General features: G+C 69.0%; 20 protein-coding genes and 1 riboswitch. Of the genes, 4 read left to right on the plus strand and 16 right to left on the minus strand.

The features are described from left to right. Positions 1–54: 54 nt before the first annotated feature. Positions 55–237, minus strand: coding sequence for a hypothetical protein (locus NY1_RS15120; RefSeq protein WP_067712801.1), 183 nt, complete (start codon positions 235–237; stop codon positions 55–57). A 299-nt stretch (positions 238–536) separates the two neighbouring features. Further along, positions 537–707, minus strand: a riboswitch (M-box (ykoK) riboswitch). Between the two features lie 106 nt (positions 708–813). Here NY1_RS15120 and NY1_RS15125 point away from each other — a divergent pair. Beyond that, a complete protein-coding gene (locus NY1_RS15125; protein WP_084534986.1) occupies positions 814–2,181 on the plus strand; it encodes a DUF2252 domain-containing protein in 1,368 nt (455 codons plus the stop codon). Positions 2,182–2,188: 7 nt separating this feature from the next. On the opposite strand, the gene NY1_RS15130 is transcribed toward NY1_RS15125, so the two are convergent. Further along, complete coding sequence (locus NY1_RS15130) at positions 2,189–3,169, minus strand: proline-rich domain-containing protein (protein ID WP_067712808.1); 981 nt, start codon at positions 3,167–3,169, stop codon at positions 2,189–2,191. Between the two features lie 92 nt (positions 3,170–3,261). Between NY1_RS15130 and NY1_RS15135 the strand changes: the two genes are divergently transcribed. Beyond that, positions 3,262–4,377 carry a lycopene cyclase family protein gene (locus NY1_RS15135; protein ID WP_067712812.1) on the plus strand — a complete coding sequence of 372 codons (1,116 nt, stop codon included), beginning with the start codon at positions 3,262–3,264 and terminating at the stop codon, positions 4,375–4,377. A gap of 30 nt (positions 4,378–4,407) precedes the next feature. On the opposite strand, the gene alc is transcribed toward NY1_RS15135, so the two are convergent. The 13 genes from alc to NY1_RS15195 all read right to left on the minus strand — a co-directional run bounded on the left by alc (position 4,408) and on the right by NY1_RS15195 (position 14,716). Then, positions 4,408–5,430, minus strand: coding sequence for an allantoicase (gene alc / locus NY1_RS15140; protein WP_084534987.1), 1,023 nt, complete (start codon positions 5,428–5,430; stop codon positions 4,408–4,410). A gap of 8 nt (positions 5,431–5,438) precedes the next feature. Next, entirely contained in the window at positions 5,439–6,632 is a 1,194-nt protein-coding gene (locus tag NY1_RS15145) for a glycerate kinase (RefSeq protein WP_233434339.1), read from the minus strand. Beyond that, entirely contained in the window at positions 6,629–8,431 is a 1,803-nt protein-coding gene (gene gcl, locus NY1_RS15150) for a glyoxylate carboligase (RefSeq protein WP_067712818.1), read from the minus strand. The genes NY1_RS15145 and gcl overlap by 4 nt, the downstream gene beginning before the upstream one ends. Position 8,432: 1 nt before the next feature. After that, the gene (locus NY1_RS42930) at positions 8,433–8,591 is read right to left on the minus strand and encodes a hypothetical protein (RefSeq protein ID WP_157762254.1); all 159 of its coding nucleotides are present in this window, start codon (positions 8,589–8,591) and stop codon (positions 8,433–8,435) included. After that, positions 8,588–9,463 carry an NAD(P)-dependent oxidoreductase gene (locus NY1_RS15155; RefSeq protein WP_084534988.1) on the minus strand — a complete coding sequence of 292 codons (876 nt, stop codon included), beginning with the start codon at positions 9,461–9,463 and terminating at the stop codon, positions 8,588–8,590. The genes NY1_RS42930 and NY1_RS15155 overlap by 4 nt, the downstream gene beginning before the upstream one ends. Further along, the gene (locus NY1_RS15160; protein ID WP_067712821.1) at positions 9,460–10,257 is read right to left on the minus strand and encodes a hydroxypyruvate isomerase family protein; all 798 of its coding nucleotides are present in this window, start codon (positions 10,255–10,257) and stop codon (positions 9,460–9,462) included. Before NY1_RS15160 ends, NY1_RS15155 begins: the two co-directional genes overlap by 4 nt. Continuing rightward, complete coding sequence (locus NY1_RS15165; protein ID WP_067713556.1) at positions 10,254–10,634, minus strand: allophanate hydrolase-related protein; 381 nt, start codon at positions 10,632–10,634, stop codon at positions 10,254–10,256. The genes NY1_RS15160 and NY1_RS15165 overlap by 4 nt, the downstream gene beginning before the upstream one ends. A 123-nt stretch (positions 10,635–10,757) precedes the next feature. Continuing rightward, on the minus strand, positions 10,758–12,155 hold the full coding sequence (locus NY1_RS15170; RefSeq protein ID WP_067712823.1) for a nucleobase:cation symporter-2 family protein: 1,398 nt from the start codon (positions 12,153–12,155) through the stop codon (positions 10,758–10,760). 16 nt (positions 12,156–12,171) lie between these two features. Beyond that, a complete protein-coding gene (gene pucL / locus NY1_RS15175) occupies positions 12,172–13,077 on the minus strand; it encodes a factor-independent urate hydroxylase (RefSeq protein ID WP_067712826.1) in 906 nt (301 codons plus the stop codon). A 5-nt stretch (positions 13,078–13,082) separates the two neighbouring features. Then, on the minus strand, positions 13,083–13,409 hold the full coding sequence (gene uraH, locus NY1_RS15180) for a hydroxyisourate hydrolase (protein ID WP_067712829.1): 327 nt from the start codon (positions 13,407–13,409) through the stop codon (positions 13,083–13,085). Continuing rightward, a complete protein-coding gene (gene uraD / locus NY1_RS15185; protein WP_067713559.1) occupies positions 13,406–13,903 on the minus strand; it encodes a 2-oxo-4-hydroxy-4-carboxy-5-ureidoimidazoline decarboxylase in 498 nt (165 codons plus the stop codon). The genes uraH and uraD overlap by 4 nt, the downstream gene beginning before the upstream one ends. A 188-nt stretch (positions 13,904–14,091) precedes the next feature. Continuing rightward, positions 14,092–14,484, minus strand: coding sequence for a helix-turn-helix domain-containing protein (locus NY1_RS15190; RefSeq protein ID WP_067712834.1), 393 nt, complete (start codon positions 14,482–14,484; stop codon positions 14,092–14,094). After that, complete coding sequence (locus tag NY1_RS15195) at positions 14,474–14,716, minus strand: thiamine-binding protein (protein WP_067713562.1); 243 nt, start codon at positions 14,714–14,716, stop codon at positions 14,474–14,476. The genes NY1_RS15190 and NY1_RS15195 overlap by 11 nt, the downstream gene beginning before the upstream one ends. Positions 14,717–14,834: 118 nt before the next feature. Here NY1_RS15195 and NY1_RS15200 point away from each other — a divergent pair, with 118 nt between their 5' ends. Further along, positions 14,835–15,560 carry an IclR family transcriptional regulator gene (locus NY1_RS15200; RefSeq protein WP_233434340.1) on the plus strand — a complete coding sequence of 242 codons (726 nt, stop codon included), beginning with the start codon at positions 14,835–14,837 and terminating at the stop codon, positions 15,558–15,560. 4 nt (positions 15,561–15,564) lie between these two features. Here NY1_RS15200 and NY1_RS15205 read toward each other — a convergent pair whose 3' ends face one another. Continuing rightward, positions 15,565–15,948, minus strand: coding sequence for a PLD nuclease N-terminal domain-containing protein (locus tag NY1_RS15205; RefSeq protein WP_067712840.1), 384 nt, complete (start codon positions 15,946–15,948; stop codon positions 15,565–15,567). A gap of 276 nt (positions 15,949–16,224) precedes the next feature. Between NY1_RS15205 and NY1_RS42935 the strand changes: the two genes are divergently transcribed. Next, the gene (locus NY1_RS42935; protein ID WP_157762255.1) at positions 16,225–17,031 is read left to right on the plus strand and encodes a hypothetical protein; all 807 of its coding nucleotides are present in this window, start codon (positions 16,225–16,227) and stop codon (positions 17,029–17,031) included. The last annotated feature ends 34 nt before the right edge of the window (positions 17,032–17,065 follow it).

Here is a 17,065-nt window from a genome sequence, read left to right on the forward strand (position 1 = left end):
GGGTCAGCAGGTGGCGACGAGAATCCGCATGTCGGACTCCTTGTTCGAGACCGGCTACACGTGGAAGGGGTGGCCGCCGAGGGAGGCGGTGTAGACCGCGGTCCGGCTGCGGGCCAGTTGCAGGTTGCGGCGTTCCTGGTCGGTCAGCTGCCACCGGGCGAGGCGGCGGCGGATGGCCTCGGCGAGCGACGCGATGGGCGAGATGGTGGTGGTGCGGGGAAAGGTGACTACTGCCATGATGGCACTCCTCTGCGAAAGGCAGCCCGCCGCAAAGCGTTCCGCGCACCGCTGCCTGGTCGAGGGCATGCGCCGACCCCCTCATTCGACGATGGGATCGTCGTTGAGTCGGCGCCTGGCTCGGAGGGGTCAGGCGGTTACGCGGTCGCGGCGGGCCGGGAACGATGGTTGTCGAACCGGACTCGGATACGGACTATCGCCGGACTTCATTCGTCCCTCACCTCCTTGCCGCCAGGACGCGCACGTCACCTGTGTCGATGCGCCAGAACCACGGGGAGGAACCCGGACCGGACGTCCGGGAAGCACCCCTCTCGTCAGAGCTTCGGCACTGCACGACGTATCCCGCTGGCGGGAAGCCACTTCGGATAACCCCTTAGTCCGGAGAAATCTGTCCTAACCCTGGGCGTCTCTCGACGTCGTCGGATCAGTGGCCTGTGTTCGTACAGGAGCCTCGCCTAGCGAGGTGCTGACCTGGCCATGCTGTCCCGGTATCCGGGAATTGTCAAGCCGCGACCGCGTTCCGGAGTCGCCGCGCACCTGCGGCAATCCGTCCGGAGCAGGTATTAGAGTCCGGGCATGGCGACTGCTGGCGGTAGTGCGGGTATGGCGTCGAGCGAGCTCGGGAAGGCGGCGCGCAAGCGGGTGGCGCGGTCCGCGCTCGGCGCATGGAAAGCGAGCGAAGGCCGGGAGGATCCGGTCGCCGTGCTGGAGCGGCAGGCGCTGACGCGGGTGCCGGATCTGGTGCGGATCAGGTACGCGCGAATGGCGGCGGGGCGGTTCCCGTTCTATCGCGGTGCGCCGGCGATCATGGCGGCAGATCTCGCGGCGGGCCCGCACACGGGGTTGCTGGTGCAGCTGTGCGGCGACGCGCACCTGTCGAATTTCGGCCTGTTCGCCTCGCCCGAGCGCGCACTTGTCTTCGACCTCAACGACTTCGACGAAACGCTGCCGGGCCCGTTCGAATGGGATGTGAAGCGATTGGCCGCCAGCGTCGCGGTCGCGGCGCGCGCCAATGGATGCGATGACACCGCCGCCGGATCTGCCGCGACGGCTGCCGCGACCGCGTACCGGGAGGCCATGGCGCGGCTGGCCGCGCTGGGCGAGACCGATGTCTGGTACGAGATGGTGGATGCCGAGAAGGTGCAGGCGCTGCTCAGTTCCCAGAACCGCAAACTGGCCACGAAGGTGATCGACAAGGCGCGTTCCCGCACCAGCTTGCAGGCGCTGGACAAGCTCACCGAGACCGGGCCCGATGGTGAACTGCACATCAAGCCGGATCCGCCTCTGGTGCAACCGATTCCGCTGGAGGCCCGCACCGCGCTGGATTCGGTGCTGTCCGACTATCGCGCCACCCTGCCCGAGGAGCGGCGGGTGCTGCTGGACAGGTATGTGCTGCGCGATGTCGCCATGAAGGTGGTCGGCGTCGGCAGTGTCGGAACTCGTTGTTTCATAGCGCTGCTGACCGGCCGCACGACCGGCGATCCACTGTTCTTACAGGTCAAACAGGCCGAGAACTCGGTGCTGGCCCCGCATCTGCGCAGCAGCGCGCAGAAGCATCAAGGTCATCGCGTCGTGCACGGTCAGCGCCTCACCCAAGCCGCCGGCGATATCTTCCTGGGCTGGGCGACCGGCCCCGACGGCCTCTTCTATTACTGGCGGCAGCTGCGAGACATGAAGGGCTCGTTGACGATCGAGGATATGTCGGCCGAGCAGCTGCACCAGTACGCCGCGCTGTGCGGGCACACTCTCGCGCGCGGCCACGCCCGGTCCGGCGATCGGGTCGCCATCAGCGCCTATCTGGGCACCAGCGACGGATTCGACCGTGCCATGGGCGAATTCGCGCTGGCGTACGCGGATCAGACTGTGGCAGACCATGATCGGCTGCTCGCGGCGATCGACTCGGGCCGAGTGATCGCCGCTACCGGCGAGCCGAATGCGGAGTAGGTGCGGGTCAGCGGAACCCGAGGGCGGCGATGGTGTCACTGCTGCGATAGCGCAGGTACTTGTCCGCGGTGGCCGAGTCGATGGCGGCCGTCGCGGTCACCAGCGTGATCACCAGGAACTCCTTGGAGCTCCCGTCCCGCCACTTCCCGTACTCCCAGTCCTTGATGTAGGTGCCGGGCGGAACCTGGAAGTCCTTGTCGTCGAAATTGTCCTCCGCCGCAGTGGCTTTCGCCTCATCACCCATGGTGAGCACGAGCTGGCTCATCATGAGCGCGCCGTTCTCGGCCTTCCAGCTCAGCGAGGAACCGTACTGGCAGCCGAGCTCGATCAGCTTCGGCCCGTCGGCGATGGACTGGCAGTTGTTGAAGTCCTGCCCCGTCACCCAGTCCGCCTGCAACGCCACGTCACCGAACTTGAAGTTCCAGTTCTGCCCGTACTCGGTGTAGGTGAACTTCTTGCCCGCCGTCTGCGGTTTGCTGGTGGTGGTCGCGGTCGGCCCGGACTTGGAGGTGGTCGGCGCGCTGGTGGCGCTGACCAGGCTGCTGGAGGCTCCCCCGGCCTGATCGGAGTCGTCGCCCCGATTGACGAACACGATCGCCCCGACGCCCACCGCCAGGATCACCACCAGCCCGAGCACAATGCCGACGATCAGCCCGGTATTGGACTTCTTCGGCGGCGGATAGCCCGGCTGCTGCGGATATCCGGGCTGTTGCGGATACCCCGGCGGCGGGAATCCCGGCTGCTGCCCGTACCCCGGCTGTTGCTGCTGATATCCGGGATCGGTGCCCCAATTCCCCTGCGGCTGACCGGCATTGGGCTGCTGCCAGTTCGGGTCGATGGGCTGCCCGGTCCAGGTGGGCTGATTGCTCTGATCCCCCGGCGCCGCCGGCTGTCCCCACCATTGGGGATCCGGCTGCTGTTGTCCGTAGCCGCCTTGCGGATCGCCGCCGTAGCCGGGACCCGACGGCGGTCCTGGTGGATACGTCATGTGCACAACCTTTCGCGCCGTGCCGGGCCGCTCCCGAGCCGACAGTCGTTACCGAAGCGTATGACGGTCACGCTTCATGATCCAATCACCCGATGACCTCCGATCTCCTCGTCTGCGGTGCGGGACCCGCCGGTCGGGCTCTTGCTCATCGTGCGCTCTCCCACGGTTTATCGGTGGCCGTGATCGAACCGCAACCGCAACGGCGCTGGACCGCAACGTATGCGGCCTGGGCGGACGAGCTGCCCGGCTGGCTGGCGTCCGAGGCGGTGGCGGCGACCGTGAACCGGCCGGTCGCGTGGGGCACCCGGCGGGCGGTGATGGACCGCCCGTACGTCGTATTCGATATCGGGCGGCTGCGGGATTCGCTGGACCTGACGGGGGCGCATATCGTCGCGGACCGGGTGGCCGAGATCGTGCCGCCGACCCGCTGGGGCACGCGAGGCTTGGACCTGCCGTCGGTGCGGCTCGCCTCGGGAAACGTCATGGCGGCCGGGCGTGTCATCGATGCCCGGGGTGTGGGCCGCTCCCCCGCCCGTGCCGAGCAGACGGCGTTCGGGGTGATCGTGGAGCGGGACCGCTGGAGAGAGGACATGCTGTTCATGGACTGGCGCGCCGACAACGGCGCGGAAACCGGTGCGCCGCCGTCGTTCCTGTACGCGGTGCCCCTGGACGACGAGCGCGTGCTCCTCGAGGAAACCTGCCTCGTGGGCCGCCCGGCCCTGGACCCGCGCGACCTGCACGACCGGCTACGGCACCGGTTGCGTTCGCGCGGAATAGAACTCACCGGCGACGAAGCGATCGAGCGGGTTCGTTTCCCCGTCGAGGGCGGCCTCCGCAAAGCCACGGCCTTCGGCGCGGCCGGTGCGCTCATGCACCCCGCCACCGGATACAGCGTGGCCACCGCGCTCGCAACGGCCGATGCCGTGGTGCGCGGTGACTCGCTGTGGCCCGCCCCCGCGCGGGCCGTGCACGCCCTGCGCGCGGCCGGGTTGCGGGCGCTGCTGGCCCTGCCCCCGCAGGACCTCCCGGCCTTCTTCGACGCCTTCTTCGCGCTGCCGGTGCCGGCTCAGCGCGCCTATCTGTCCGGGCGCGAGGATCTCCCGGGTACCGCCGCCGCCATGACCTCGCTCTTCGCTGCCCTGCCCTGGCGAACGCGGCGGGTCATGGCGGCGGCGGTGGTGAGGCCGCGGAAGCGCGCGCGGCCGTGAGCGGGCCGCGCGCGGGCTGTCTTCCGGACCTCAGCGCACCGACCAGCGGGCCGCCAGGTCGTTCTCACCCGCAGCGGTGAGCGATCCGAGCACGCGCAGCCGCGCGATCCCGCCGTCGGGGTAGATGTCCACGCGCACATGTGTGACCAGTCGCGTGGCGTCGGCCAGCCGGAAGCGGTGCGGGGTGTCGGGCTGCACCGGCACGGCCGGGAGCAGTTCCACCCACGCCGCGTCGTCGGCGGCCGGGAGCGGTTCGGGTCCGCTGTGATCGATGCCGAGCACCCGCACCCGGCCCGGGGAGTTGAAAACCAGGTTGGTGGTGTCGATTTCGATGAGCTGCGGTACGCCCTGGGCGGCCAGTTCGATCACGGCCCAGTCATTGCCGTCGTCGCGGCGGCGGGCGGTCTCCCAGCCTTCGGCCTGATTGCGGGCCAGTCCGGGGGCGAGCATATTGTCCGGCACGGAGTAGAACTCGTTGGAGCAGGCGGTGACTCGGCCGCCGTTCTCGAGCGCGGCCAGGTCCACGGTCAGGCCGGTGAGCAGCGCCGGATCGGGCACCACTTCCCCGTGCACCCGCAGCCGCGCGATGCCGCCGTCGGGATACATGTGCAACCGCACGTGGGTGAAGACGCCGTCGGCGGCGACCGGGAACTCGTGGCGCGCATCGCCTTCCAGGGCGCTGCGGGGCACGATCTCGACCCAGTCGGCCGCCTCCAGTTCCGCGACCGAGGGATAGCCCTCGACGCGGGTGGCTTCCACCGAGGCGAAGGGCGGGTAGTTGCCCTTGAACCAGGCGGTGTCGATCACCACGCCGCGCACGATGCCGGGCAGGCCGAGGCGGATGAGCGCCCAGTCGTTTCCGGGCGTGCGCCGCCGGCGCGTCTCCCAGCCGTCGTACTCCTGCCCCTTGGGCCCGAAGCTCTCCGGGGTGAACCGCGGCTGCCACGGCTGGATGAGGTTCTCGCGTTCCTCGAAGGATTCATCGCTCGCGGCGATCACGCTGGAGCGGTAGCTGCGCAGCGCCAGGTCCGGAAGGTTGGTGAAATCCGACATAGCCTCTCTCACTTCGAGTTACGGGAAAGCTCGGCGAAATGGCGGCTGCCCGCCAGTCGCACGCCGAGTTGTTCGAGCAGCGGGGCGGCCTGCGCCATGCACACTTCGGGATCGGGTTCGATATCGGTCAGCGCGAAGGCGTCCTCGATTCCGGAGCGGCGCAACGTCTCCCGGGTCAGGGTGCGGCGGCCGCACACGGCGAGCACCGGCACTTCGGCCCGGGCCGCCGCCCGCGCCACTCCGATGGGCGCCTTGCCGTGCAGGGACTGCTCGTCCAGGGAGCCCTCCCCGGTGACGACCAGGCGCGCGCCGCTCAGCAGCCGGTCGAAGTCCAGCTCCTGCAACAGGATTCGGATACCGGGTTCGATGTGCGCGCCGAGGAACGCCAGGGCCGCGAAGCCGACGCCGCCCGCCGCGCCCGCTCCGGCCCGGGCCGCGATATCACCGGCGAGCGGATCGGCGCGCAGGTCGCGCCGGGCGATCTCGGCGAAACGCGCCAGCCCGGTTTCCAATTCGCGGACGGCCCCGGCGCCGGCGCCCTTCTGCGGCCCGTAGACCGCCGCCGCACCGCGCGGACCCAGCAACGGATTGTCCACGTCGGAGGCGACGACGACCGGCACCCGCAGCATTTCGGAGGTGTCGATCCGCGACAGGTGCCGCAGTCCGATACCGCCGGGCGGGATGGGCTGCCCGGACGCGTCGAGCAGACGCGCGCCGAGCCCGGCCAGCAGGCCCGCCCCGCCGTCCGTGCAGGCGCTGCCGCCGAGCCCCAGCACGATGCGTTTCGCCCCGCCCGCGACGGCGGTGCGAACGAGTTCCCCGGTGCCCGCGCTGGTGGCGGTGAGCGCGGACACCGAGGTGGGCCGTCCCGGGAGGCGCCGCAGCCCGGAGGCTTCGGCGAGCTCGATGACCGCGGTCTCGTCCCTCATCGCGAACGAGGCGACCACCTTGTCTCCCAGCGGCCCGGTCACTGTGGTCTGCAGGCGGGTGTAGCCCGCCGCGACCATGGCGTCGACGGTGCCGTCACCGCCGTCGGCGACGGGGACGGACACCATCGGCAGGTCCGGCCGTACCTGCCGGAGCCCGGCCGCCAGGTGCGCGGCGACCTGCGGGGCGGTCAGGGACCCCTTGAACTTGTCGGGGGCGATCAGCACATGGCCCTCCTGCCACCCTTTGCGTCCGCCGCCGCGCACCTGGATCACCGTGTGCTCCCGGCCGTTTCGTAGTCGGGCTGGGCGGCGATGGCGGTGGGCGCGTCGTCGAAGGAGTCCGCCAGCGCCTCGAACTCGTTGACGTTGTCGATCTCGAGGCCCATCGACACGTTGGTGACGCGTTCGAGGATGACCTCGACCAGCACCGGCACCTGGTGTTCGGCGGCCAGCTGCTTGGCGCGATCGAACGCCGAACCCAGATCGTTGGGGTCGAGCACCCGAATCGCCTTACAGCCCAAGCCTTCGGCCACCTTCAGGTGGTCGACGCCGTAGCCGCCGAGTTCGGGGCTGTTGATGTTGTCGAAGGACAGCTGCACGTAGTAGTCCATGTCGAACGCGCGCTGCGCCTGGCGGATCAGCCCCAGGTAGGAGTTGTTCACCACCACGTGGATGTACGGGATGTTGAACTGCGCGCCGACCGCCAATTCCTCGATCAGGAACTGGAAGTCGTAGTCGCCCGACAGCGCGACCACGGTGCCGCCCGGGTCGGCGGTGGCGACGCCGAGCGCGGCGGGCAGGGTCCAGCCCAGCGGCCCGGCCTGGCCGGCGTTGATCCAATGGCGCGGCTTGTACACGTGCAGCAGCTGCGCGGCCTGGATCTGTGAGAGCCCGATGGTGGTGACGTAGCGGGTGTCGGGTCCGAAGGCGCGGTTCATCTCCTGATACACGCGCTGCGGTTTGATCGGCACCGAGTCGAAGTCGGTCTTGCGCAACAGGGTTCGCTTGCGTGCCCGGCACTGCTCGGCCCATTCGCCGCGATCGGGCAGCCCGCCCTCCTGCACCCGGTCGTGGGCGACCTCGAGGAACGCGGCGAGCGCGGCCCCGGCGTCGGAGACGATGCCGTAGTCGGGTGCGAACACCCGCCCGATCTGGGTGGGCTCGACGTCGACGTGCACGAAAGTGCGTCCCTTGGTGTAGGTTTCGACGCCGCCGGTGTGCCGGTTGGCCCACCGGTTGCCGATGCCGAGCACGAAATCGGCTTCCAGCAGGGTGGCATTGCCGTAGCGGTGCGAGGTCTGCAGGCCGACCATGCCGGCGTGCAGCGGATGATCGTCGGGGATGGTGCCCCAGCCCATCAGCGTCGGCACCACCGGAACCCCGGTCAGCTCCGCGAATTCCAGCAGCAGGTCGGCCGCTTCGGCGTTCACGATGCCGCCGCCCGCCACGATCAGCGGTCGTTCGGCCGCGGCCAGCATGGCCAGGACCTTCTCGGCCTGCGCCCGGCTGGCGGCGGGCCGGTGCACCTCGAGGGGTTCGTAGGTGTCGATATCGAATTCGATCTCGGTCAGCTGCACGTCGATCGGCAGATCGATCAGCACCGGTCCCGGCCGCCCGGAACGCATGAGCTGGAACGCCTTCTGGAAGGTGCCCGGCACCTGCGCGGGCTCGAGCACCGTGACCGCCCACTTGCTGACCGGGGCGGCGATCGAGGCGATATCGACCGCCTGGAAATCCTCCTTGTGCAGCTTGGCCACCGGCGCCTGACCGGTAATGCACAGGATCGGAATGGAATCCGCGCTCGCGGAGTACAACCCGGTGATCATGTCGGTGCCGGCCGGACCGGAGGTGCCGATGCAGATGCCGATGTTCCCGGCGGCCGCGCGGGTGTACCCCTCGGCCATGTGCGAGGCGGCCTCGACGTGCCGCGCCAGCACATGCTTGATGCCGCCGTGCGCCCGCATGGCGCTGTAGAACGGGTTGATGGCCGCGCCGGGCAGACCGAAAGCCTGTGTCGCGCCTTCTTTTTCGAGAATGAGTACCGCGGCGTCCACGGTGCGCATGCGTGCCATGTCAGATCCTCTCCCTCACCAGCACGAGGGTCGTGTCGATGGGCCGGGCGGCGGGCAGGCCGCGCGGTTGCACGGTCACCCGCTCCACCACCCAGCCGGTGGGCACGCCGACGGCGCACACACCGTGCCCGCCGGCCATGCGTGGCCCGTGCGGACTCACCCGCGGCCCTTACCCGCCAGCGCCTCGGCGACCAGCAGCAGCGCGGAATGGTCCAGCGAGCCGTGGCCCATGGCCTTGGCGGCGGCGATCAGCTGGGCGGTGAGCGCGCCCATCGGGATCGACACGTCGGCCTGGCGGGCGGCGGCCAGGATGATGCCCATGTCCTTGTGGTGCAGGTCGATCCGGAAACCGGGGGCGAAGCTGCGCTCGAGCATGGTCTTGCGCTTGAGCTCGAGGATCTTGCTGCCCGCCAGGCCGCCGGCCAGCACGTCCAGGCCCTTCTCCGCGTCCGCGCCCAGGTTCTCCATCAGCAGGATGGCCTCGGCGATCAGGGCGTAGGTGCCGCCCACCACGAGCTGGTTGGCGGCCTTCACGACCTGGCCCGCGCCGTTCGGGCCGACCAGGGCGAAGGTCTTGCCGACGGCTTCGAAAACCGGTGTGGCGGCCTCGAAGTCGGCCTGGGTGCCGCCGACCATGATGGACAGCGCGGCATTGATGGCGCCGGGCTCGCCGCCGCTGACGGGGGCGTCCAGCACGCGCAGGCGCTTCTTCTCACCCTCGCGCGCGGTCCATTCCGAGGTGCGCGGGGTGATGGTGGAGAAGTCGATGTAGAGGGTGCCGGGCGCGGCGTGCTCGAGGATGTCGGCGAACACCGCTTCCACGTGCTCGTCCTGCGGCAGCATGGTGATCACGATGTCGCGGTCGCGCACCGCCTCGGCGACACTGCCCGCCGCCGCTCCCCCGGCCGCCTTCAGCTTCTCCAGCCCGGCGGGGTTGAGGTCGAAGCCGGTGACCTCGTGCCCGGCCTTGGCCAGATGCCCGGCCATCGGGCCACCCATGATGCCGAGGCCGACGAAACCAATGGTGCTCACTTGATCCACTCCCAATCCAGTTCAGGGTCTTTGTATTCCAGGCCGATGAAGCCGTCGTAGCCCGCGGCGTCGAGCGCGGCGTAGAGCTCCGCGAAGTCCAGGACGCCGGTGCCGGGACGACCACGCCCGGGTGAGTCGGCGATCTGCACGTGCCCGATATAGCGGGCGTAGGTGTCGATGACGCCGGTCAGGTTCTCGCCCATACGGGCCAGGTGGTAGAGGTCGCACAGGAAGCGCACGTTCGGCTCCCCGACCTCCTCGATGATCCGCACCGCGTGCGCGGCCGAGACGATCGGATAGTCTTGCGACTCATAGGAATTCAGTGCTTCCAGGAGCACCGTCGCGCCGATCCGGTCGGCGGCGCGGGCGGCCAGGCGCAGGTTCTCCAGCGCCAGCGCGTCCTGCTTGTCGGGGTCCTCGCCGGGAATCCGGTTGCCGTACAAGGCGTTCAGCGCTTTGCAGCCGGTGCGTTCGGCGATCCCCACCGCGACGTCGATATTGTCGCGGAAGCGCTGCTCCTGCCCGGGTACCGACACCAGGCCGCGACCGGCCGGAATCAGGTCGATGAAGTTCAGCCCGACCAGCCGCACGCCCGCGTCGGCGATGGCATTCACGAATTCGTCGATATCCCGATCCGCGGGCGTCGGGTCCTCGCCGAACGGCCACCAGAATTCCACGGCGTCGAATCCGGCTGCCTTGGCCGCGGCGGGCCGTTGCAGCAGTGGCAGATCCGTGAACAGGATCGAGCAATTCACATCGAATTTCCGGGGTGCGCCCCCGGCCGGGAATGTCATCGGTTTCCTTCGCGATAGGTCGTCCAGCTGCCGAATTCGGTGATGTCGATCAGCTGCGGATAGGAGACGGGCGGGCGGCGCAGCACCATGGACAGCACCGAGCGCTGGTCGTCGAGTTCGATGACGCCGAGCTCCAATTCGGGCGGCTCGGCGGGCAGCAGGCTGGTACGCAGCACCTCCATGGGCACGTCGAACAGCTCGCCGGTAATGGGCGCGCCGCCGTCGGATACCGGGTGCAGGCCCGGGAATCGGTCGCCGACCGAATAGAACCGGTATTGCGGTGCGGTGGTCACTTCGCCGGCGAACGGTGCGCCCGCCAGCAGGTGGTTGAGCGGTCCGCCGCGCATGGCGCCACCGTTCAGGAAAATGAGGGGCATCGAAAATCCTTCCTCCCCGTTGGGTCGAATTATGTTGGTGGCGGCGTCGTTGCCGATAGCGACGATCAGCACCAATCGGTGGAATCGAATCGCTGCCGATTTCGTAGATTCATCCAGCGCGGTTCAGTCGCGGATGTCGTCGTCGAGGCGTTCGCCGAGGCTGTCGCCCGCGTGCTCGGCGGCGGCGAACACCGACGCGCCGTGTTTGTTGCCGAGGGTGAGTTCGTTGAACAGCAGGTTGAGCACGATGGCGACGACGGCGGTGGCGCTGATGCCGGAATGCATGATGGTGCCCAGCCATTCGGGGAACGCGTCCCAGAACGTCGGCGCCGCAATGGGAATGATGCCGACCGCCAGGGCGACGCCCACGATCACCATATTGAGGTTGTCGTGGAAGTCGACCCGGGCCAGGGTCCGGATGCCGCTGGCGGCAACCGATCCGAACAGCACCACGGCTGCCCCGCCGAGTACCGGGTACGGGATGGCGGCCACCACCGCGCCGATCACCGGCACCAGGCCGAGCAGCACCAGCACCACGCCGCCGGCCGCGACCACGAACCGGCTCTTGATGCCGGTCAGCGCCACCAGGCCGACGTTCTGGGCGAAGGCGCTGCACGGGAAGGTGCCGAACAGCGGCGCTACCGTCGTGGAGGCCATATCGGCGCGCAGGCCCGCGGCGACGCGTTTGGCGTCGACGTCGGTGCCGACGATCTCGCCGATGGCCAGGATGTCGGCCGTCGTCTCGGTCATGATCACCAGGATCACGATGGTCATGGCGACGATGGCCCCGGCTTGGAAGGTCGGTCCGCCCACCGGCAGGATCGGCGGCAGCGCCACGAGTTTCGCATCGCCCACGCCGGAGAAATCGGCGCGGCCCGCGAGTGCGGCGGCGAGCGTGCCGAGCACCAGGCCGATCAGAATCGACAAGCGTGAGATCGCGCCCTGGAACACGCGGCTGATCACCAGGATGATCAGCAGTGTCAGGCCCGCGAAACCGACGTTGCCCATCGAACCGTAGGCCGGATCCTTGGGGTTGTTGCCCATGGCCCAGCGCAGTGCGACCGGCAGCAGCGACAGGCCGATCACCGTAATGATGGTGCCGGTGACCACCGCCGGGAACAATCGCACCAGATGCGCGAACACCGACGACAGCGCCAGCCCGATCACCCCGGCGACGATGATCGCCCCGTACACCGACTGCAGGCCGCCGGTGTTCGAGATCGACACCATGGTCGAGACGCTCGCGAACGAAACCCCTTGCACGATAGGCAATCTGCTGCCGACCGGGCCGATGCCCAGGGTCTGCAACAGGGTCGCCAGACCGGAGACGAACAGGCCCGCGGTCACCAGCATCGCCATCTCACCCGGGGAGAGCCCGGCCGCGCCGCCCACGATGAGCGGCGGCGCGATCACCCCGCCGTACATGGTGAGAATGTGCTGGGTTCCGTAGGCCACCAGCTGCGGCAGCGGATAGCGTTCGTCCTCGGGGCCCGGATGTCGCTGGTGGGTGAAGATTTTCATCACGCCACCGCCCCGCTCAGCAGAATCCCGGTACGGCATGCCAGGCCGAACCCGGGTCGCTGGCGTCGTCGCGTTCCACGCTCGCTTCGATCAAGCCGTAGGGACGATCGGCGGCGATGAACACCTCGCCGTGGTTCTCCACGTGGAACGGGCTCAGATCGACCAGGAAGTGGTGCTTGTTCGGGGCCGAGAACTTGATCTCCGCGACCTCCGGATGCTGTTCCAGCACAGCGCGTCCCATGCTGTAGAGGGTCTGCTGCAGGGCGAGGGAATGCACCGCCGCGAACTGCCGCAGCAGCAGCGCCTTGATGGCGGCATGCGACTTGTCCCACGCCACGTCCAGATGGTCGTAGCGCCAGCGCGCCACCAGCGAGGTCGCCATGATGCGGTCCTTGGTGGGCTGCAAGGTCGTGTACTTGTCCTCGAAGAAGCCGTGGAACTCCGACCCGGTCGATTTGAACAGCACCAGGTCCTTGAGCCCGGAGATGACGTGCGCCTGGCGATTCGGGCCGGAGCCGTCCATGTTCACCACGCAGGTGCGGGTGCCGGCCTCCGAGCGCACGAACGAATGATCGTGTCCCGCACCGTCGACCGGGATGCGGTCCCAGCCGTACTCCTCGATCTCGATGCGTGCCCCGTCCGCGCCCGGTGAGCGCGCGATGAAATGGTCGGCGAGGGTGAGCGCGAAATCCTCGATCGCGTCCACGCCCTTCTCCTTGGCGAAGGCGAAGGCGGTGTTCTTCTGGGTGTCGGTGGTCAGGATGTCGCTCTGATCGCCGGTGATGTGGGCGTCCTCGAAGCGCCCGCGCAGGGAGCTGGAGACGTTCAGGTCTCGGATACGGTGCCGGTCGGTGTCGCGGTAGACCCGCACGATGCGGTTCTCGGCCTTGCCGTATTGATTTCGGCCCAGCTGGATGGCCATGGCGATCAACTCCCTCGATAGGCGGAACAGGCGAATGGACTCAGCAGCAACGGGACATGCAGGTGGCCGTCGCCGGTGGGGGTGAAGGTGATGTCGACGGCGGCCAGGAAATAGCGCTGGCCGGTGGCGGCGGCGTAGGCCGCGACGTCGAAAGTCAGTGTGTGCGGGGTGTTCTCGAGCTGGGCGGGGCCGAGTTCGCGGATGCGGCCGTCGGCGTCGGTGACGCCGGCGGCGACCAACCGGCCGTCCGCGGCGCGCTGCAGGCGGACCGCGACGCCGGCGGCCGGGCGGCCCAGGGCGGTGTCGAGGACGTGGGTGGTGAGGGCGCTCATGCGTGAATCACCTTGCCCAGGCGCAGCAGGGCGATCTTGCGGAGTTCGGTGGCGACGACGGCGGCCTCGGTGGGTTCGTCGTTGCCCAGGCGCAGCAGGACCGCGCCCAGGATCTCGGCGCTGGTGAGGCCGGTGGCGCAGATCAGGAAGACGCGGCCGAAACGCTTCTCGTACAGGCGATTCGCGGAGTACAAGGCCGCGGCGGTCTCGACGTCGGCGGCGACGCCGGACTGCTCCTGCCGGGACCAGGCCGCGCCGTTGTCGTCGCCTTCACGGCGTTCGCCGATGCGCGGGTGCGCGGCGATGGCGCGATCGACGTCGCCGGGAGTGAACTTCTCGGCGATGCGGTCGGCGGTGGCCAGCAGTTCGGCGAAGTCCGGGAAGGGGCGGGCGTCCAGCAGGGCGTCGGCCCACTCGGGCACGTCGCAGCATTCCAGCAGGGCCGGCCGCAGGCGATCACCCGCCATCCCATTGAACTCGCCGAGAGTGACCATGAGCTGCACCTTTTCGCATCGCGGAAGTTAGTTTCCGAATAACGAAATAGTGGCACAGGTCACGAAGGTGCGTCAACAGTTTGTTGAAATTCTGTGGTCAAGTAGCGCACGCAGGGGGCGTGACGTGCACGGAAACGACGAATCCCACTGCATGGCAGTGGGATTCACCGGGGTGTACGCAGGCCGATTCAGGAACGGGTGCGGTTGAGGTAGTTGTAGACCGTGAACCGGGTGACGCCGAGCGCCTCGGCCACCGTTTCCGCCGATTTGCGATAGCTGAACGCGCCGCGCTCCTCGAGCAGGCGCACCGCCCGCTGCTTCTCCGCCCGCGGGAGATCGGCCAGGGGCGTGCCGAATTCGGCGGCCACCTCGTTGAGCAGGCGGCGGATCCCGCCCTCGGACTCGGAATCGGAGCTCGCGAAGCGGACGGCCGCCAGCGGTTGCCCCTCCCACACCAACGGCACATCGTCGGGCAAACATTCGGCGGCCGGAATCAGCCGGCCGCCGACGCGCTCCAGCAGGGGCGCGAGCATGGCCAGCGCCGGGTGGGCCGGATCGACCGTGGCGCTGTCACTGCTCATCGCGCTCGACCTGCAATGTCACCCGGGACGCGCCGTGCGCGAAAGCCAGCGCCAGCACCTCGCCCAGCGCCGGGAGCAGGACCGCTTCCTCGCCCTCGACCGCGGTGCCCAGCGGCCCGAATTCGCAAGCCAGGCCGGACTTTTCCAGCGCCCGTAAGGTTTCGGTGGCGTGCGGTGGCGGATCGCCCTCGCCGTGGAAGGGTTCGGTGGTGAATTCCGCGCGTAGCCGCATGCGCATCAGGCTACAACCCAACCGGGCGGCGACACCCCGGTAAACTTCCGCCATCCGGAAACTTCGAGAAAGCGGGCCAGTGACTGCGGCGAATGCCTCCAGCGGGCGATCAGGCAGCGTGCAATCGATCGAGCGGGCGTTCGCGCTCCTGGAAATTCTCGCCGATCACGGCGGCATGCTGGGTCTTTCGCAGCTCTCGGAGCTATCGGGGTTACCGCTGCCGACCATTCACCGGCTGGTTCGGACGCTGGTCGAACTCGGGTATCTGCATCAGGAACCGTCGCGGCAGTACGCGCTGGGGGCGCGGTTGATCAGGCTCGGGGAGAGTTCGGTTCACATGTTGAGCGTGACCGCGCGGCCGCATCTGACCCGGCTCGTGGACGAGCTGGGTGAATCCGCGAATATGGCGATGCTCGACGGTGATCGGATCGTGTACGTCGCGCAGGTGCCGTCACGGCATTCGATGCGCATGTTCACCGAGGTGGGGCGGCGGGCGCTCCCCCACGGCACGGCGGTCGGCAAGGCCATTCTCGCGGGGATGCCCGCCGACAAGGTGCGAGATCTGTTGCAGCGCACCGGGATGCCGCGCTACACCGATCACACCATCACCGATCCGGCCGAATTCGCGCGTCAGCTCGAAACCGCCGCCGATACCGGGTACGCGATCGACGAGGGCGAGCAGGAGCTGGGGGTCCGGTGTATCGCGGTGGCTGTGCCCGAGGCGCCGGCGCGGCTCGCCATCTCCATTTCCGGGCCGGTCGGGCGGATGACCGAGGATCTGCTGGAGCGGGCCGTTCCGCTGCTGGGTCAGGTCGGCCGGGCGCTGTCCGACGATCTGCGCTGACGCGTCAGACCTGTTCGCCCTGTTCGCGGCGGCGGTCGGCTTCCTGCTGACGTGCCGCTTCCTGGCGCCGGGCTTCCGCGCGCTGTTGTTCGGCGCGCTCGCGCAGGCCGCGCAGGAATGCCTCGTCGGCTTCCGGGTCCTGGGGTACGTAGCGGCCGGGACGGTCGTACTCGGAGAAGCGGGTGGTCGAGCGGGGGCCGCGCGATTCGTAGAGCGGGCGGCCGAGGATCAGCCACAGCAGGGCGCCGATGGTCGGGACCAGGATCACGATGAGCAGCCAGGCGCCCTTGGGCAGGTGGCGGACGCCCGCCTCGGGGCAGGTGATGATGTCGACCAGGGCAAAGATCCACAGTGCCAGCGTGATCAGACCGACGGCCGCGTACGGCATCGCAATTCTCCTCGTATCCGGGCGGAACAGGCGCCCGCTGAAATCCCCACCTCGGCCGGAACGGCCCTGGTCACGGACTTTACCGAACTCTCGCGGGGAGCGGAAACCGGGCGGGCGCGCCGGCTCCGGCCAGTCGCCGGTGAAGATCGACCGGGCTCGCGAATCGCCTTGCTGTGCAACCGGTTCGAGGTAAGATCAGCGCTCAGTGTGACCGTCGCTGGTTCGGGTCCGCTCCCGAGAGGCTCGACGGTGGTCGCCGGATCGAGGGATGCGCCGATGACTGTTCTGCGCGTATACGCTGCCTTGACGGCAGTGCCCGCACTGCTCAGCTTCGCCCCCGGTACGGCGGCTGCCGCGCCCGATACCTTGCAGGTGGGCTCCGAGACGGTTCGACTGCCCGCGGGGATCGACCCTCGGCTCCGGGATCAGGCGCAGAGTTATCTGGACGGCGTGCAGGGGCAGGTCGCGGCGACCTTCGACAGCGTCGGGTTTCCGCGGGACGAAGCCGCGCGCCGCAATGCCGCCACCACGGCGGGGCAGGTCATCGGTGCGGTGGTGGGGAAGGTCGCGGTCTTTCCCCTCGAAATCGTGGGATGCGGGGTCGGGGCGACGGTCGGGGCGGTCGCGGGCGGAATCATCGGCGCGCTGCCGACGGTCGGCGCGGGAACGCCGGTCGGGGCGGCGGTCGGTGGGGTGGCGGGGTGTCTGCTCGGCGGGCTGGCGGTGGCCATTCCGGTGGATATCGCGGGGTTGGTCGGGGGTGCGGCGATCGGCGGATTCGCGGGCGGGGCGCTGGGCGGTGCGACTGCGACCGAAGGCGGCGGGAATGCCGCGGGCGGTGAGAGTCCCGCTGCCGCAGCACTTCCCGTCGTGAATGCTCGAGCCGCGCAAGGGGATCCATCAGCGGCGAATGCCGTCACCGCGGTCGCCGATACCGTCGCCACGGTCAACGTCGACGCCAATGTCGCGGTCACCTCCCTGCGCACAGCCATCCGCGAACTGCCGCCGCTCACCCCCGATGCTCTCGGTCCGCTCACCCAACCCGTCAACGATCTGTTCGCGGCGGTGCAAGCAGCGCTGTGACCGCCCGGCGGTTGCGGTTCGCCGGATAGTTCCG

Origin of the sequence: Nocardia yamanashiensis NBRC 100130 (genome assembly GCF_001613325.1) — a bacterium.
Taxonomy (GTDB): domain Bacteria; phylum Actinomycetota; class Actinomycetes; order Mycobacteriales; family Mycobacteriaceae; genus Nocardia; species Nocardia yamanashiensis.